Annotated in this window: 12 protein-coding genes, 1 tRNA gene and 2 rRNA genes; 3 read left to right on the top strand and 12 right to left on the bottom strand. The window is 67.7% G+C overall.

All coding sequences use genetic code 11. The annotated features are described in order from the left end of the window. Positions 1-92: 92 nt before the first annotated feature. Both I55_RS07225 and manD read right to left on the bottom strand, forming a co-directional pair. Positions 93-2,789: a glycoside hydrolase family 2 gene (locus tag I55_RS07225; protein ID WP_049973910.1), complete on the bottom strand. Its 2,697-nt coding sequence runs from the start codon at positions 2,787-2,789 to the stop codon at positions 93-95. 230 nt (positions 2,790-3,019) lie between these two features. Next, entirely contained in the window at positions 3,020-4,231 is a 1,212-nt protein-coding gene (gene manD / locus I55_RS07220; protein ID WP_044559828.1) for a D-mannonate dehydratase ManD, read from the bottom strand. Between the two features lie 193 nt (positions 4,232-4,424). Here manD and I55_RS07215 point away from each other — a divergent pair, with 193 nt between their 5' ends. Further along, positions 4,425-5,186, top strand: coding sequence for a FadR/GntR family transcriptional regulator (locus I55_RS07215; RefSeq protein ID WP_044559827.1), 762 nt, complete (start codon positions 4,425-4,427; stop codon positions 5,184-5,186). Positions 5,187-5,217: 31 nt separating this feature from the next. Here the strand turns inward: I55_RS07215 and I55_RS07210 are convergent, their stop codons facing one another. The 5 genes from I55_RS07210 to I55_RS07190 form a co-directional block, all read right to left on the bottom strand. Then, positions 5,218-6,108, bottom strand: a complete 891-nt coding sequence (locus I55_RS07210) for a LysR family transcriptional regulator (protein ID WP_044559826.1) — start codon at positions 6,106-6,108, stop codon at positions 5,218-5,220. 387 nt (positions 6,109-6,495) lie between these two features. Beyond that, a complete protein-coding gene (locus I55_RS07205; RefSeq protein ID WP_049973909.1) occupies positions 6,496-6,804 on the bottom strand; it encodes a hypothetical protein in 309 nt (102 codons plus the stop codon). Positions 6,805-6,814: 10 nt separating this feature from the next. After that, complete coding sequence (locus tag I55_RS37655; protein WP_199902493.1) at positions 6,815-7,021, bottom strand: hypothetical protein; 207 nt, start codon at positions 7,019-7,021, stop codon at positions 6,815-6,817. Between the two features lie 14 nt (positions 7,022-7,035). Further along, complete coding sequence (locus I55_RS07195; RefSeq protein WP_044559824.1) at positions 7,036-9,105, bottom strand: pyridoxamine 5'-phosphate oxidase family protein; 2,070 nt, start codon at positions 9,103-9,105, stop codon at positions 7,036-7,038. Positions 9,106-9,168: 63 nt separating this feature from the next. Then, the gene (locus I55_RS07190; protein ID WP_044559823.1) at positions 9,169-9,789 is read right to left on the bottom strand and encodes a glutathione S-transferase family protein; all 621 of its coding nucleotides are present in this window, start codon (positions 9,787-9,789) and stop codon (positions 9,169-9,171) included. Between the two features lie 249 nt (positions 9,790-10,038). Between I55_RS07190 and I55_RS07185 the strand changes: the two genes are divergently transcribed. Further along, positions 10,039-10,743: an alpha/beta fold hydrolase gene (locus I55_RS07185; RefSeq protein WP_049973908.1), complete on the top strand. Its 705-nt coding sequence runs from the start codon at positions 10,039-10,041 to the stop codon at positions 10,741-10,743. Between the two features lie 25 nt (positions 10,744-10,768). Here I55_RS07185 and dinB read toward each other — a convergent pair whose 3' ends face one another. Then, positions 10,769-11,842, bottom strand: coding sequence for a DNA polymerase IV (dinB, locus tag I55_RS07180; protein ID WP_044559822.1), 1,074 nt, complete (start codon positions 11,840-11,842; stop codon positions 10,769-10,771). A 74-nt stretch (positions 11,843-11,916) separates the two neighbouring features. Continuing rightward, positions 11,917-13,908, bottom strand: coding sequence for a hypothetical protein (locus tag I55_RS07175; protein WP_049973907.1), 1,992 nt, complete (start codon positions 13,906-13,908; stop codon positions 11,917-11,919). 389 nt (positions 13,909-14,297) lie between these two features. Here I55_RS07175 and I55_RS35355 point away from each other — a divergent pair, with 389 nt between their 5' ends. Next, positions 14,298-15,509, top strand: coding sequence for a hypothetical protein (locus tag I55_RS35355; protein WP_148293611.1), 1,212 nt, complete (start codon positions 14,298-14,300; stop codon positions 15,507-15,509). 91 nt (positions 15,510-15,600) lie between these two features. Here I55_RS35355 and I55_RS07165 read toward each other — a convergent pair. The 3 genes from I55_RS07165 to I55_RS07155 form a co-directional block, all read right to left on the bottom strand. Continuing rightward, positions 15,601-15,677 (bottom strand) — tRNA-Met (locus I55_RS07165). 79 nt (positions 15,678-15,756) lie between these two features. Then, a 5S ribosomal RNA gene (gene rrf / locus I55_RS07160) occupies positions 15,757-15,872 on the bottom strand. A 116-nt stretch (positions 15,873-15,988) separates the two neighbouring features. Continuing rightward, positions 15,989-16,128, bottom strand: a 23S ribosomal RNA gene (locus I55_RS07155); the annotation flags it as partial.

Here is a 16,128-nt window from a genome sequence, read left to right as displayed (position 1 = left end):
GGCCCCCTGCCGGGTGATGTGGGCCAGCGCGTAGCGCGGCGTGACCAGGTGGATCAGCGCCGGGAATGCGGGCCGCGTCACCGATGCCATCGTCACCGCGCGGCCACCACGTCGATGGCGGATACCACCGCCTGGCCGGCGATGGGACGGAAGTCCAGGACCAGGCCGTCGCCGCCCTTGACCTCCACCATCACCCTGCGGTCCAGCGCCTTCAGGGGACCCCCGGCCTCCGCCGCCACGTCCAGGCCCTTCACCACCACCTGGTCGTTGGCGGCGACGTCGAAGACGCGGGCGCCCGCCGCCAGCGCCGGCTCGGTGAAGCGCAGCGTCACCTGATAGCGGCCGGCCGGCACCGGCACGCGGTAACGGAACGCACCCTCGCGGTAGGTTTCGTACAGCGCCGGATCGGGCGTGCCGGTGACGGCGGGGATGACCACGTCCGGCTTGCCCTGCTCCGGCCCTGGGTTGCGATCGTGCGGCGTGCCGCCGGTGACGAAGGCGTCGGAGCCGTAGCGGGCGCCCACGGTCGTCCTCAGGCCCGCCGAGGCGCCGGCGCGGATGCGGATCTCATCCGCGCGGCCGCCGAATCGCCATGTGATGCTGTCCGTGACCGGCTGGCCCTTGATGTCCGCGGTGGCGGTCAGAACGTTGTCGCCGCCGTCCAGCCTCACCGCCGGCCAGCGGCAGATGTGGTCGGCGCAGGGCACCGTGCCCAGGTCGCGGCCGTTCAGGCTGAGGCGCGCGGCGCTGGCGTTGCTGTAGGCCTGGACGTCGGTGACGGGATAGGCGCGGTCGACATAACGGCGGCCATTCAGGTGCAGCACCGGCTGGTCGCTCCAGTCCGCCTTGTAGAAAAAGAACACGTCCTTCTTCACCCTGCGGTCGTAGGACACCAGGCCCTTGTCATTGGTGTCGATCATGTCGCCCTCGGTACGGCTGTCGCTGGCGAAGTCGAACATGTTCCAGATGTAGGTGCCCCAGAGATAGGGCCGCGCCTTCAGCTGCGCCCACCATATCTCATGCAGGCGGCTTTCCAGTTCCTCCGGATGGAAATGGCCCTTGGGGTAGACGACACCCGTCTGGACCTCATCGGTATGCTGGGTCAGGCCGCCACCGCCGCCATATTCGCTGACCGACAGGGGCAGGTGGGGGTGCAGCTTGTGCAGCCTATCCAGAACGGGCCCCAGATCCTCCGGCTTGTCGTAGTACCAGCCCTGATAGCGGTTGTAGCCCAGGAGGTCCGTGATCTCCGCCACCACGTCCACGCCGGGCTTGGGCTGGTCGGGCCAGGGCTCGCAGCAATCGGCCATGGTGGTGGGACGGGTGTGGTCCAGCTCATAGGCCGCCTGGTTCAACTGGGTCAGCAGCGGCCGGGCATTGCTGACGCCATGACCGCTGGCGGCCATCAGGTTCACCTCGTTGCCGATGGACCAGGTGACGATACTGGGGTGGTTGTAGTTTTGCTTGATCAGCTCATGCAGCTGGCTGTCGGCGTTGGCGGCGAAATCCTTGGAAGTGACGCCCTTGTCCCCCTCCGGCGTTTCCGGCGCCGTGCGGTTGACCAGGGGGATTTCCGCCCAGACGACCACGCCGTCCCGGTCCGCCAGGTCGTAGATGGCCTGGTCGTGCTGATAGTGCGCCAGACGCAGGGTGTTGACGCCCAGGTCCAGCATGATGTCCATGTCCTGCGCCTGATCCGCCGCCGTGATGGCCCAGCCTTCGCCTGGCCGGTCCTGGTGGCGGGAAACGCCGTGCAGGGGCAGGTGCTTGCCGTTCAGGAAAAAGCCCTGGTCGGGGTCGAACCGGAAGCTGCGGATGCCCAGGGGCTGGCTCACCTGGTCCAGCAACTGGCCCGCCCCCGTCTCCACCCGCGTCACCACGCGGTAGAGGTAGGGGTCGGCGCGGCCGTCCCACAGGTGCGCGTTAGGCACGGACAGGGTCTGGACCGGTTCGTCCAGCGCGCCGGCGGCCAGCGTCAGCGGGTGGCTGTCGGTCGCCACCGTGGCCCCGGCCGCGTCCAGGATGGCGGTCCTCACCACCAGTTGCTGTCCCGTGGTCCCGTCGTTCTTCACCCGGGCCGTCACCTCGATCGACGCGCCACCATCGTCGATGCCGGCGGTGTGGGCGTAGACGCCGGGGCCCCCCCAATCCAGCATGTCGATGTGCACTGGATCGGTGGCGATCAGCGAGACCTGGCGATAGAGCCCGCCGAACAGGAAGAAATCGCCGGACATGGGGATGACGTCCGTGGTGGGCGACCCCGGCACCGCCGGGCTGGAATTGTCCGTTCGGACCGCCAGCACATTGGCCTTGCCCATCCTCAGGGCGGGGGTGGCGTCGAAGCGGAAGCGGCCGAAGGCGCCCTTATGCGCACCCAGCTTACGCCCGTTCAGCCAGACCTCCGTGTTGATGCTGGCGCCGTCGAACTGCAGCCACACCTTACGCCCGGCATGATCGGCCGGCGGGGTGAAGCGCAGGCGGTACCAGCCGGCCCCGCGCACGGCGTTATAGCCCGGGTCGCGCGTCGCCGTTCCACCCAGGCGGTTCCAGGTGTGCGGCAGGGAGACCGTGGGCCAGCCCTTGTCATTGAAGGACGGCGCCTCGGCCCCCGCGACATCGCCCTGGTGGAACTGCCAGCCGGCACTGAGCGGGAGCTCGCGCCGCTCGTCCGCACCCGCCCGCCCGGCCATCCCGGCAGCCATCAGGGGGACCATGAGGGCGATTGCGGCCACCGCCAGGGTGGTGTGAAGGCGCTTGCGGCTCAGGCGGCGCACGGCACGGGACGGCATGGAGGTTCCTTCCTTCCAGGCATTGTTCTTGGGCACGGCGCCGGACGGCGGGACTGCCACCCGCAGCGTCCGGCTGACCTCAAGCTACCGGTTTCCCGGCGCTTGATCCTCGAAAACGTGGGGTCCGGCCGCAGCTGGGAAAAAGCGGTCACCGATTCCGAACCTTTGTGGTCATACCTCATTGCGCCCACGAACCTGAAGGCGCACGGGATCACCCTTACCAGCTTTCCTTACCAGTTATACAGGGTGCCGTCTTCCAGACGGTTCACCGGCAGGAAGGCGCGGCTGTAGGGGTACTTGGCCGCCAGTTCCTCATCCAGGTCCACACCCAGGCCGGGGACGTCGCCGGGGTGCAGGTAACCATCCTTGAAGCTATAGGCGTGGGGGAAGACGGCATCCGTCTCCGCCGTGTGGCGCATGTATTCCTGGACACCGAAGTTGGGGATGGACAGGTCGAAATGCAGGGCCGCCGCCATGGCCACGGGCGACAGGTCGGTGGCGCCGTGGCAGCCGGTACGCACCTGGTAAAGATCGGCCAGGCTGGCGATGCGCCGCAGATGGGTGATGCCGCCCGCGTGGACCACCGTGGCGCGGATGTAGTCGATCAGCTGGTTCTGGATCAGGTCCTTACAGTCCCAGATGGTGTTGAACACCTCCCCCACCGCCAGGGGCGTGGTGGTGTGCTGGCGGATCAGGCGGAAGGCCTCCTGGTTTTCCGCCGGCGTGGCGTCCTCCAGCCAGAAGGGGCGGTAGGGCTCCAGGCTTTTTCCCAGGTGCCCAGCCTCGATGGGGGTCAGTCGGTGGTGGACGTCGTGCAGCAGGTGCACCTCATCGCCCAGGGCCAAGCGCGCCGCCTCGAACAACCGGGGCACGGTGCGCATGTATTTGGCCGTGGACCAGACGTTCTCCGTCGGCAGGGAGCCGTCCGCCGGCTCATAGAACATCTTGTCGCCGGAAACGCCGTAGGTGGAGGACAGACCCGGCACGCCGGATTGCAGACGGATGGCCTTGTAGCCCAGGGCCTGGTATTTGCGCGCCTCCTCCACCGTTTCCTCGATGGTCTGGCCGTTGGCGTGGCCATAGACCATGACGCCGGTGCGGCAGGCGCCGCCCAGCAACTGGTACAGCGGCATGTTGGCCGCCTTGGCCTTGATGTCCCACAGCGCCATGTCCACGGCGGCGATGGCCGACATGGTGACAGGTCCCCGGCGCCAGTAGGCGCCCCTGTACAGGTACTGCCAGATGTCCTCGATCTGGTGGGCGTCCCGGCCGATCAGGCAGGGAATGACATGGTCCGCCAGATAGCTGACCACCGCCAACTCGCGGCCGTTCAGGGTGGCGTCGCCCAAGCCGTACAGCCCGTCCGCCGTCTCGATGCGCAACGTCACGAAATTGCGGCCGGGGCAGGTGACCACCACCCGGGCGTCCTTGATCTTCAACATCAGGTCCAACTTTCACCAGTGGATCGGGCGCTTCGTCGGCCGGCCTGACGAGCGCGCCCGCAAAATTGGTCTTACCAATTATGTCTTCCACAGGGTAAGAGGTCTGTCAAGAACGTGACATAGGGGTGGCGGAGCACGTAGCCCCTGCCCTATTCTGCCGTCACCCCGCCCCCGATCTGGTCAGAGCACCCGCATGCTGCCCATCCCCGCCAACGGCCAGCGGCTGTACCGCCAGGTGGCCGACGCCATCGCCGCCGACATTCGCCAAGGCGTGTACGGCCCCGGCCGGCGCCTGCCGTCCGAACGCGACCTGGCGGAAACCTTCGACGTCAGCCGGCCGACGGTGCGCGAGGCCATGATCACCCTTGAGATCCTGGGCCTGGTGGAGGCGCGCCACGGCTCCGGCATCTATGTCACCGATCAGCTGCCGGCGCAGGAGACGACGGCGGAGCTGGACATCGGCGCGTTCGAGCTGACCGAAGCCCGCCGCCTGGTCGAGGGCGAGGTGGCGGCCCTGGCGGCCACCACCATCACGGACGGGGAGCTGGCGGAACTGACAGCCCTGCTGACGGAGATCGGGGAGGAGAACGCACGCCATGCGGTGGGGGAAAAGGCTGACCGCCGCTTCCATCTGACCATCGCCCGCGCCAGCCGCAACACCGCGCTGGTGGGCGTGGTCGAGCAGCTATGGGACATGCGCTACAAATCGCCCCTGTGCATGGCCATGCTGGACCGTGCCCGCGCCGTGGGCGACCACCCCCGGGTGGAGGAGCACCAGCGCATCGTGCACAGCCTGGCCGCCCGCGATCCCCAAGCCGCCCGTGCTGCCATGCGCGACCACCTGGGCCGCGTCATCGAGGGCCTGCTGGAGGCGACCGAGATGGAGGCCGTGCAACGCGCCCGCGCCGAGGTGGCGGCCAAGCGCGACGAATTGCGCCGACGCGCGGGCGTCTGACGGCGGAGCGGCGTGCGCCCGTGGACTGCGGTCAGTTCAGAAGACGGTTGGACCTGAGGCGATCCACCGCCAGGTCGATGAAGGCCCGCACCTTGGCCGGCGCGTGGCGCCCCTCCGGATACAGCACATGGATGGGCAGCGGCGGCTCCTCATGCTCGCCGAGGACGACCTGCAGCCGGCCCTCCAGCAAGGCCGGGCCGATCTGGTAGTGCAGCACCCGGGTCAGCCCCCAGCCGGTCGCCGCCGTGGCGATCGCCGCCTCGTTGGTATTGCAGTGCAGGGTCGGATGGACCACCACCCGCTGGTCATTGGCGAAGCGCCATTCCGGTGAAGCCCAGGCGCTGGTGGAGACGGCGATGCGATGGTCCTTCAGGTCCGCCGGTGTGGTGGGCACGCCGTGCGTCTCGAAATAGGCCGGGGAGCCGCAGACCACGCGGCGCACGCTGCCCACCTTGATGGCGGTGAAGCCCGAGTCCGGCAGGCGGCCGATGCGCACGGCGACGTCCACGCCCTCCTCCACCATGTTCACCGGGCGGTCGATGAAGAAGGTGCGCGCCGCCATGGCGGCATGGGCGTCCAGATACTCGGTGACGATGGGAAGCACATACATCTGCCCGAACAGCAGCGACGCGGTGACGGTCAGCAACCCCGACGGCGTGGCGTACGACCCGGCGGCGGCGGCCTCCGCCTCCACGATGTCGGCCAGGATGCGCCGGCAATCCTCGAAATAGCGCCCGCCCGCCTCCGTCAACTTGACCGAGCGGGTGGTGCGCACGAACAGCCTGGCGCCGATGGTCTCCTCCAGCGCCGCGATGGTGCGGGTGACCACCGGCGCGCTCAGGTGCATGTGCCGCGCGGCGGCCGCGAAGCTCTCCGTCTCCGCCACCTTCACGAAGATCCGCATGGCCTGCCAACGATCCATCGCCCCCGTCCTCACATCAATCGGGCCAGAAACTCCGCATAATACCAGCGGCACGAGATATCGACTCGTGCCGCTGTAGCCCGCGACTGCGGGCGCCGGAGATTTCCGGGGAGCCGAAGGCGGACTGGAAATCGAGGACAGCCAAGCGGCCGGATGGCCGCGCCCGGCGAGTGAGGGGCATTTGAGCGGTCACGATCAAATGCCGTTGTATAAGTACACGGATCCTGGATGACGATGTCCCGCAAATAGTCGGGCGGGGCCAGTGTACCGTCCCAACGCGTACTGTCCCAACGCGTACTGTCCCAACGCGTGCCGTCCCAGCGCGCGCGGGCCCAACGCCGGATCGGGGGTTCCATTTCATCAGCCGTTTCCACGGCCGCTTCCAGGTCACGCATGGCGATGCGCCTTTCCAGCCAGGGTTTCGATCTCCCGGCAAACGTCCTCAGGAATGCCGGCCCGCAGGGCCCGCGCGCGGCATTCCCGGCGCCGGTCCTCCGCTTCCCCCGCCGCCAGGACCAATGCCAAGGCCAGCGAGGTGCGCACGTCGAAGCTGCGACCGCGGCGGGCGGCATCGATCTCCGCCCCGGTCATGCCCATCCCGCGTGCCTCCGCCTCCTGCCCGGGGTCGGGATCGCCAGCGGTGAGGGCCAGTTCAATCGACAGGCGCGCGCGTCCATCCAAAGCGAAGGCCGTCATGACATCCCCCTCAGTATTCGCAGCCGTTGATTTCGGCGATGGCCAGCGCGATGCGCTCCCGCACGGTGGCGGGCAGGTCACCCTTGGCCAGCGTGCCCCGCAGGTCGACGTCACCGCCGAGGGCGGGGCCGGCGATCGCGCCGCGAAGCCAAGCGAAAAGTAGCCGGGCGGCTTCGGAGGCCATGTCCAGGGCCTCCGGGGTCAATAGAGTGAACATTGTCGTTTCTCCCGTTACAGGGCCAGTTGCAGCGGCCCCGCGTTCTCCGGCCGCGCGGCCGGAACGGCGCAGCAAATCAGCGCCTCATCCGCCGCGACCGGAGCGGTGGGCTCCTTCACATAGGTCACGGCACCCGACAGAACCTTGGTGCGGCAACTGCCGCAGGTGCCGGAGCGGCAGCTGAACTCGGGCGACAGGCCCCGCGCCTCCGCCAATTCCAACAGGGTCCCCGATTCCGGCGTCCAGCGCGCCTCCTTGAGCGCGTTGGCGAAGACCACCGGCACCGGCGTGGTGGCGGGCGGCTCGCGCGGTGGGGCGGCAATGGCGGCCGCTGGGGCCGTCCGCACCAGCGACGACGGGCCGAACGCCTCGGCATGGATGCGCCCGTCGGCGATGTTCAGGCCGCGCAGGCCATCATAGACCGCCTGCATGAACGGCCCCGGCCCGCACAGGTAGAAGTCGTAGTCGTTGAAGGGCAGGAAGCGGCCCAGCAAGGCCATGTCGATGCGGCCAGCCGCCTCATAATCCGGCCCCTCCGCCGCGTCCGTGGCATCGCTCAGCACCCGGACGACGCGCACCGCGCCCCTGGCCGCAGCCACCAGTTCCGCCAGTTCCGCGTCGAAGGGGCGCTCCGCCTTGGTCCGGGCGGCGTGGAACAGCACGGTCGGCCGGATAGCGCGGGTGCGCAGCCCCTCATAGACCACGTGGCGCAGCATGGCCAGCATGGGCGTGATCCCCACGCCGGCCCCCAGCAGCACGGCCGGCCGCTTCTCATGGGCGTCGATGGTGAAGGCGCCGGCGGGGGCGCGCGCCTCGATGACGTCGCCCACACGGATGGTGTCGTGCAGGTGGCTGGACACCAGCCCGTCACGCTTCACGCTGATACGGTAGACGCCGTCCGATGGCGCCACCGACAGGGTGTAGGTGCGGATGACGGGCTTGTCCGCCCCCGGGAGGACCACGCGGATGGGCAGGTGCTGCCCCGCCTCATGCGGGACCAGGCCGGCGCCGTCATCCGGCATCAGATGGAAGGAGCGGATGGCGGCGGATTCGTCCACCACCTTGGTCACCTTGAAGGGCCGCCAGCGCGTGGCCAGGTCCGACGCGCGCAACCGGTCGGCGGTTTGCGCCCAGTCGCCCGTCATCAGGGAATTGGGCGACCAGCCGTCCCGCTGGAAATCCCAGCGCAGGGGGAAAGCGCCCGGCCGCCGCACCACCCGGCGGGCGCGGAAGGTCCACAGCCGCTCCGCCCCCTGGAAGGCCGCGATCTCGGGGCTGTCCAGCACCACCTGGGCGTCGCCGGTCAGCTGTAGCATGTCGCCGGTCTCAAAATCGATGAAGACCAGCCCGGCCTTGCCGTTCACCAGGATGTTCCCCAGCGTGGCGAAGAACAGGTTCCCCGCGAAATCGGGAATGGTCAGCATGCCATCGTCGGCGATGCGGACGAAGCCCGCCCTGCCACCACGGTGCGAGACGTCCACCTGGCGGCGGTCGTCCCGCTCGACATAGGACGCGACGAAGAAGGTGTCCGCCGCCGCGACCATGCGCCGCGCCTCGGCATCCAGTTCCACGCCCTCCAGCACCGGGCCGGTGTGGGCCTGGGCGGGGTCGCGCTCAAAACGATAGTCGCGCAGCTGGATGTACTGGGGGCAGTTGCCGAAGCTCTGGTCGACCTGGAAGCGGAAGGGGCCGGTGCCGGTGCGCAGAATGCCGTTCACCCGATTGCGGCGGCGGGTGTGCAACTCGATGCCCAGCAGGCCGATCGCGCCCCCCTCCGCCATCCCCTCGCCCGCCGGGTCGGCGGGGTCGGGCCGGGTGTCGATGTCCAGGGACCGGGAGGTGGGGCTGGTGATGAAACCCGGGCGGCCCGCCAGCAGCGTGGCCCAGGCGTCGCCCTGGCGGTCGACGGTGCCGGCGACGATGAAGGGGATCTGGGCGTAAAAGTCACGGTGCTGATCCGGCAGGTAGTCACGAATCACCCGCTGGCCCACGCCCGCCATCCGGTCGGCCACACCGACCTTTTCCTGGATGGCCTTCTCGCCGGCATGCCAGACCGCCAGCTTGGTCAACGCCCCGTCGCTCATTCCCGCCTCCTTGGCATCTGGACCGGTCGGGCGCCCCCGTGCAGGGGCGCCCGCACCCCGCATTCACGCCACGGCGGCTGACAGGCCGGCCGGCGTCTCGACGAAGGGGACGAAGCCCGGCAGCGCCTCGATCCGGCGCAGCAGGGCGTTGACCCGGGGGTAGCCCGACAGATCGACATTCCCTTCCGGCGCGCGGGCGACATAGCTGTAGAGCGCCACGTCGGCGATGGTGGGCGCCGTCCCGACCAGCCAGTCACGGTCGGCCAGCCAGGCCTCGAGGTTCCTGAGCAGGGCGTGCGCCCGGCCGATGACCTCTTCCGGATTGTGCTTGGAACCGAAGACCGTGACCAGGCGGGCCGCCGCCGGGCCGTAGGCGACCTCGCCCGCCGCCACCGACAGCCAGCGCTGCACGGCCGCGGCACCTTGCGCGTCCTCCGGCAGCCACTCGGTGCGGCCGGTCTTCTTGGCGAGGTAGACCAGGATGGCGTTGGAGTCGGAAACGATGACGCCGTCGTCGTCCAGCACCGGCACCTGGCCGAAGGGATTCAGCGCCAGGAACTCCGGCTTCTTGTGCGCGCCGGACATCAGGTCGACCTCGACCAGTTCGTGCGGCACGCCCAGCAGCGACAGGAACAACCGCGCCCGGTGCGCATGACCCGACATGGGATGGTGGTAGAGCTTCATGATCCGCTTTCCTGATTTCGGGGACCGGGTTCATTCCCGATCCGCAAACGCAGGGTCGTTCAATCCAGCGATGATGAGAATTATCGCTCTGCGCACTTCATTATTGCCGGTGGCGTAATGATGCCGCCCGTCTTTCGCGAAATATGGGAAGCCAAACCTCCAAAGCCTCGACCATCCTACAATACCGGCATCGGCCCCTGCCCCAAGGATGGGCGATCACGGATCGTCCCAACCAGGAGCTTGAAGCCCATGGAAACCCCGTCCCCCTCCACCCCAACGATCGTCCTGGTGCATGGCGCCTGGGCCGACGGTTCCAGCTGGCGGCATGTCATCGCCCTGCTGCTGAGGAAGGGCCTGCGCGTCGTCGCCGTGCAGAACCCCACCACCTCCCTCGCCGATGACGTGACCGCGACCCGGCGCGCGCTGGCCGCGATTTCCGGTCCCGTCGTGCTGGTCGGGCACAGCTGGGGCGGTACGGTGATCACCGAAGCGGGCAACGACCCAAAGGTGAAGGCGCTGGTCTACGTGGCCGCCTTCGCGCCGGGTGTGGGCCAGAGCACCGGCGCGCTGGTCGGGGCGCATGCCCCGCCGCCCGCGCTGGCCAAGATCATCGATGATGGCGCCGGCTTCCTGACCTTGAGCGTCGAAGGCTGGGTGCAGGACGTGGGCCAGGACCTGGCGGAGGAGGATGCCCGGCTGCTGGCGGTGCTGCAGCCGCCGCTGGCGGCCCGCACCTTCACCGACACCATCACCGAGGCCGCTTGGTCAAGCCGCCCCAACTGGTACATCGTCTCCAGCGAGGATCGCATCGTCAGCGTCGACCTGCAGCGTGAGCTGGCCGCCCGGATGAACGCCCGGACCACCGAACTGAAGGCCAGCCACCTGTCCCTGCTGTCGAAGCCAGAAGCTGTGGCCCAGGTCATCGTGGAGGCGGCGGAAGCCGTCGCCGGTTAGCTCACGCTGGCGACGGCGTGGGGTGTCAGAACCCGAACTCCAGCTGCGCCGGTGGCCCGGCGGCTTCGAAGCTGGATACGGTGACGCCCAGCAGCCGCACCCCCGTGGGCAGCGGGTAGACGGTGCGCACCAGCTCGACGCTGATGCCACGCAGCGTCTCCCGCGACACCACGGGGGCGGCCAGGGTGCGGCTGCGGGTGGCCTGGCGGAAGTCGCCGTACTTGATCTTTACCGTCACGGTGCGGCCGAAGGCCTGGGCCTTTTCACACCAGGCCCAGACCTCGTCGGCCATGGACAGGACGCCATCCTCCACCGCCTCTGGCTCCGTCAAATCCTCCAGGAAGGTGGTTTCGGAGCCGGAGGATTTGCGCGGCCGGTCGGGCACCACCGGGCGGTGGTCCTCGCCATGGGCGATGGCGTGGTACCAGGGGCCGGACTTGCCAAAGTGGGTTTGCAGGAAGGTGACCGTCTGCCGCCGCAGGTCGGCGCCGGTGTGGATGCCGAGGCCGTTCATCTTCTCCGCCGTCACCGGGCCGACGCCGTGGAACTTGCCTACCGGTAGGTGCTCCACGAAGGCCTCGCCATGGCCGGGCGGCACGACGAACTGGCCGTTGGGCTTGCGATGGTCGGAGGCCAGCTTGGCCAGGAACTTGTTGTAGGAGATCCCGGCGGAAGCGTTCAGCCCCGTCTCCGCCTTGATGCGCGCGCGGATTTCCGTGGCGGTGATGGTGGCCGTGGGCAGGCCCCGGCGGTTCTCCGTCACGTCCAGGTAGGCCTCGTCCAGCGACAGCGGCTCGATCAGGTCGGTGTAGTCGGCGAAGATCTCCCGGATCTGGCGGGAGATGGCGCGGTAGACCTCAAACCGGGGGGGCACGAAGATCAGCGGCGGGCATTTGCGCAGCGCGGTGGTGGAAGGCATGGCGCTGCGCACGCCGTACTCCCGCGCCTCATAGCTGGCGGCCGCCACCACGCCCCGCTTGGCGCCGTAGCCCACGGCCACTGGCCGGCCGCGCAGCTGCGGATTGTCGCGCTGTTCCACCGACGCGTAGAACGCGTCCATGTCGATGTGGATGATCTTGCGGATGCCGGGGCTGGTCATGGCCCCGGCATCCTACCAGATCACCCCTGAACGGAAAGGGAACATATCACAGATATTCCCGTTCCCCTTTTTCCTCACTTCTCGATCTTGAACACCTGGTAGGAGTGCGGCTGCACCGTGGCGCCGAAGTCGGTGCGCGGCGGCACGCCGTCACGCTTCCAGGTGTCGGTCTTTCCCGCCGCGACGGGCGTCGCGGCGACTAGCTGGCCGGTGGACAGGTTGCGCAAGCGCACCCCCTGGCCCAGCAGCGACAGGTTCACCGTCACCGGTTGGTCGCGGAAGGACTGCACCACGAAGGTGCCGTTGTCGTAGGCGAACAGGCTGACATGGTCGGCCGCGTCCAGACGCACCGGGAAGTCCCGCTGCAGATACTTTTTCACCTCCGTCACCAGGCCCTGGGGCAGGTTGTACAGGTCGCCCGGATTTTCCGGCATGGTCAGGACGTAGAGGATGCCCTTGGAATACCGGTTCATCAGCAGGATGGGGAAGCCCTTGGCGTTGGCCACGCCGCGGATGATGGGCCAGCTGTCGTTGGTGTAGTAGCGCACCTCGGGGAACAGCACGGCCGGGTTGTCATGGGCCGGATCGTTCAGGCTTTCGCCGTTGCCGGCGCCATAGCCATTGATGAAGTCGTGGATGGCGACCTTGCGGCCGGTGTCCTTGACCTCCAGGATGTCCTCGATCCCGCCCTTCTCGTGCCCAGGACCTTGAAGGGCCGACAGGAGGCCGGAGGTGATAAAGACGGTTTTGCCCGCCACCAGGTTGCCCTTGATCTCCTCCACGATCTTGGGATCGTGCGCCGCCGCTTCGGTCAACAGGGCGACATCGGCGTTGGTGGGGAATTTCGGCGACAGCTCGATCGGAATGCCGTTGGTGCCCAGGTAGTTGTGCAGGAAGTCCTCGCCCGAGGACTGGTAGGGCTTGTAGCTGGCGATGCCGATGGGCCGGCCCAGATGGCCCAGGTCCTTGTCCACCGTCTCCAGCGCATAGCCGGCCACGCGCCCCCAGCCGGGCCCCGGATCATTCGCCTGGGAGCCCGCCTTGTAGCCCGACACCATATCCTGCCAGCGGAAGCTGGTGGGCAGGTTGGCCCAGGCCTTGCGCTCCCCCGGTTCCACGCCCAGCGCCTCCGACATCGGGCGCCAATTGAACAGGGTGATCTCCGGCGCCTTGGCGAACAGCGTGTCCCACAGCTGCTCGGCATAGCGGTCGGCATAGAGGGTGGAATAGGTGTCGACCCAGCCGCCGCCATTGCCCACCCCGCCTTTCGCATCCGTTGGCCGGATGTTGCTGTAGTAGCGGTAGATCTCGTAGCTCTCGTACTGCTGCAGCAGTTGGTCGGTGATCACCGGGTCACGCGTCTCGGTACCGGTGTAGATGGCGTCGAAGTCCTGCGACTCCTGCTCCAGGTCATACCCCGCGCCTTGGAAGTGCTCATACCAGTTGGGGTACTTGATGACCATGCGGACCTTGGGATTGGCCTGCCTGGCTGGTTTCAACACCAGGTCCCGCGCCACTTGGCGCATGGTTTCCAGCCGGTACTGCGTCCAGCTGCGATCGCCCTTGGCGGCGATGTCGGCGTCGCTCTTGCTGGCGTAGAAGAAGAAGTCGTCCAGGATCACTTCGTCGAAGTGCTTGGCGCCCAGGGCCGCCGCCTTGGCGCACTCCTCGCGGTCGGCCGGCTTCTCATAGTCGAAGGTGCCGAACTGCCCGCCCTCGCCGCCGGCCGCCAGGGTGATGCCACCGGAGACCTGCACGCCCTTCTCCTCGAACCATTTCTTGACACGGGTCACCTCCTCATCGGTGGCGAAGACGTGGTTGCGGTAGACCTCCAGGTAGACCTTGCTGAAATGGGTCTGCCGCATCGCCCGTTCGAACTCGCGGTCGAAGGTGGCCTTCTCGGCCAACTGGCGGGTGTTGTTGACGGCGATATAGATCGCCACCCGGAAGTTTTCATACGTGGACGGGGCTGTCGTCTTGGCCTGGGCCGATTGCGGCGGCAGGGCGACCGTCAGCGGCAGGCTGAACAGGGCGGCGCAGGCCACGGCCTGGAACGCGCGTCTCATGGGGGCACTCCCTCATCTGTTTTTATGGCCAATTCTCCGGATGAAAACGATTTCCTGCGCTTAAACGGAGAATGGTAGCGGTAACGGGATATTAATCACATTAATGGGCCCGCTGCTCAAGGCGACAGACGCGCCGCTGGCCAAACGGATGCCCCGCCGCCGATCGCCCTAAGCCGAAGGCCATACCGCCCGCCTCCTGGAAGCGATTGGCGCCCCCGCCTTCAAGGCAAGGCTGAGGGCCCTAATTCTTGTCGATGGAAATGCGGGGCGGCGGCCCCAAGCCCATAATAGAGCCGATTTACACGATCAGGTGGCTGCACCAGCTCGTTCCCCGCTTTAGCAGAATACGATTGACACGCCCCGGTTGCATGGCCCTACCCTGGGTCGCCATGATCCGCCGTGTCGCCCTTCCGCTTCTCCTGCTGTTCCTGTCGCCGGCCCAGGCCGGCGCGGTGGAGGAACGGTGCCCAGCCCTGTTTGGCCGCGACCTGCCTTCGCCTGTCGCTGTCACCGCCGGCACTATCGAGGACTATCGCCGGTACCGGTTGGCGCGGAAGCTGAGCGTTCCATCCTACCATGACAGCGCGCTGGGTTATTGCGGCCCGCTGGGACCCTACGGCCCCCTGGGCGCCAAGGGACCGCTGGGTACCCTGCTGACCCACGCCGGCCGCTGCGACGATCCCACGACATGCAGCCCGCGCGAGGTCATCGCCCGCATGTCGGTCAGCTATGGCGACTGGTTCCGGACGCTGTTCGAGATGGCGCCGTCCCTCGATCCCTGGGGAGCCAACGGGCCGTTGGGCGAGGGCGGGCCGCTGTTCCAGGGGCGCCTGCTGGTGCACGGTGATTTCTGGGAGGGGGGAATATGGGCGGCGCTGGGCCCCACCGGTCCCCTCGGCCCCCTGGGGCCGCTGGGTCCCTTGGGTACCCTGGGACCGGCACCGCAAACCTATGACATGGCGGCTGACGACGCGGACGGTCAGCTGGCCGGCGCCTTCTATTGCCGCGACGACAAGGCCCCCTGTCGCCAGGGTGATCGCGTGCGCACGCGGGAAGTCGCGGGGCGGACGTTCGACCTGAATGAGTTTTACAGCCCGGCCGCCGTGGCCACGCTGAACCCGCAGGCGCCGCCGCAGGGTAACGATGCCTCCTTCACCGTCGACGGCACCCTGTCCACGGGCACTGTGGCGTATTACCGCTTCACCTCCCGCGTGGCGCAGTTCGTCACCATGCTGGTGGTGCCGGGGGATGCCAGCGACGTCTATGGCCTGTCGGCGACCTTAAGCGCCCCCGCCGGCACCGCCATGGTGGCATCCACGGACGGCCTGAACCGTTACATCAACTTCATCCATGTCTTCGTGCCACGGGAAACGGCGGTCGACCTCGTCGTCATGCACCAGGCCGCAGGCTCGAAAGAGCCTGCCCCTTGCACCGACTGGACATCCTCGCGCGACGGCGACGTCACCCGCGACCGCTATCGCCTGGTGGTGGTGGGTGACACCGAATACGGCGCGGAGCGCGCCCGCCGCAGTGAGTATCTTCAGCCCTACCAGCGCTGTGTCGCCTGGACGGCGCCTACCCCAACCGCGCCGGCCCGATAGCGCCTTAGTGTCCCGCCCTGATGTTGACCTGACGATCACAAGCCGGGAATGACAAAACCCCCGCGCTGGGGAGCGCGGGGGCTTGGTGATTTGGTTGCGGGGGCAGGATTTGAACCTGCGGCCTTCAGGTTATGAGCCTGACGAGCTACCGGGCTGCTCCACCCCGCGGGAACGCGTTCTGGGAGTGGAGGACATTGTGGTGAGGGTCTGGGGAGCGGCGTTGAGCGGGTGTATGTGCGACTGATGGACCTGGCGGCGACCTACTCTCCCACGTCTTGAGACGCAGTACCATTGGCGCTGGGGGTTTTCACGGCCGAGTTCGGGATGGGATCGGGTGTATTGACCCCCGCTATGACCACCAGATCGATCAGGCGCACATGCGTATGTGCTCATCGCTGCTGTTGTCTCGTGTAACCCGTGCGGTCTGTTGTTTCGCTGATGCGCTGGGCGATGGGTTTGCCGCTGCGCGGGGGAGGCGGTGTTTCAAGCCGGACGAGCGATTAGTATGGCTTAGCTTCACGCGTTGCCGCGCTTCCACATGCCACCTATTGACGTGCTGGTCTAGCACGGCTCTTCAGGGAGCACTGGGTTTGAGGGGGGTTCCCGCTTAGATGCTTTC

It is taken from the genome of Azospirillum sp. B4, assembly GCF_000333275.1.
GTDB lineage: Bacteria > Pseudomonadota > Alphaproteobacteria > Azospirillales > Azospirillaceae > Nitrospirillum.
Note: the sequence above shows the minus strand (reverse complement) of the source record. Positions and strands in the feature narration are given on the sequence as shown.

What these genes read in the sequence shown, in the direction of transcription:
- I55_RS07195 (WP_044559824.1), bottom strand. Translation starts at nt 9,105, where the DNA reads ATGAGCGACGGGGCGTTGACCAAGCTGGCGGTCTGGCATGCCGGCGAG.
- I55_RS07225 (WP_049973910.1), bottom strand. Translation starts at nt 2,789, where the DNA reads ATGCCGTCCCGTGCCGTGCGCCGCCTGAGCCGCAAGCGCCTTCACACC.
- I55_RS37655 (WP_199902493.1), bottom strand. Translation starts at nt 7,021, where the DNA reads ATGTTCACTCTATTGACCCCGGAGGCCCTGGACATGGCCTCCGAAGCC.
- I55_RS07175 (WP_049973907.1), bottom strand. Translation starts at nt 13,908, where the DNA reads ATGAGACGCGCGTTCCAGGCCGTGGCCTGCGCCGCCCTGTTCAGCCTG.
- I55_RS07210 (WP_044559826.1), bottom strand. Translation starts at nt 6,108, where the DNA reads ATGGATCGTTGGCAGGCCATGCGGATCTTCGTGAAGGTGGCGGAGACG.
- I55_RS07205 (WP_049973909.1), bottom strand. Translation starts at nt 6,804, where the DNA reads ATGACGGCCTTCGCTTTGGATGGACGCGCGCGCCTGTCGATTGAACTG.
- I55_RS07190 (WP_044559823.1), bottom strand. Translation starts at nt 9,789, where the DNA reads ATGAAGCTCTACCACCATCCCATGTCGGGTCATGCGCACCGGGCGCGG.
- I55_RS35355 (WP_148293611.1), top strand. Translation starts at nt 14,298, where the DNA reads ATGATCCGCCGTGTCGCCCTTCCGCTTCTCCTGCTGTTCCTGTCGCCG.
- dinB (WP_044559822.1), bottom strand. Translation starts at nt 11,842, where the DNA reads ATGACCAGCCCCGGCATCCGCAAGATCATCCACATCGACATGGACGCG.
- I55_RS07215 (WP_044559827.1), top strand. Translation starts at nt 4,425, where the DNA reads ATGCTGCCCATCCCCGCCAACGGCCAGCGGCTGTACCGCCAGGTGGCC.
- I55_RS07185 (WP_049973908.1), top strand. Translation starts at nt 10,039, where the DNA reads ATGGAAACCCCGTCCCCCTCCACCCCAACGATCGTCCTGGTGCATGGC.
- manD (WP_044559828.1), bottom strand. Translation starts at nt 4,231, where the DNA reads ATGTTGAAGATCAAGGACGCCCGGGTGGTGGTCACCTGCCCCGGCCGC.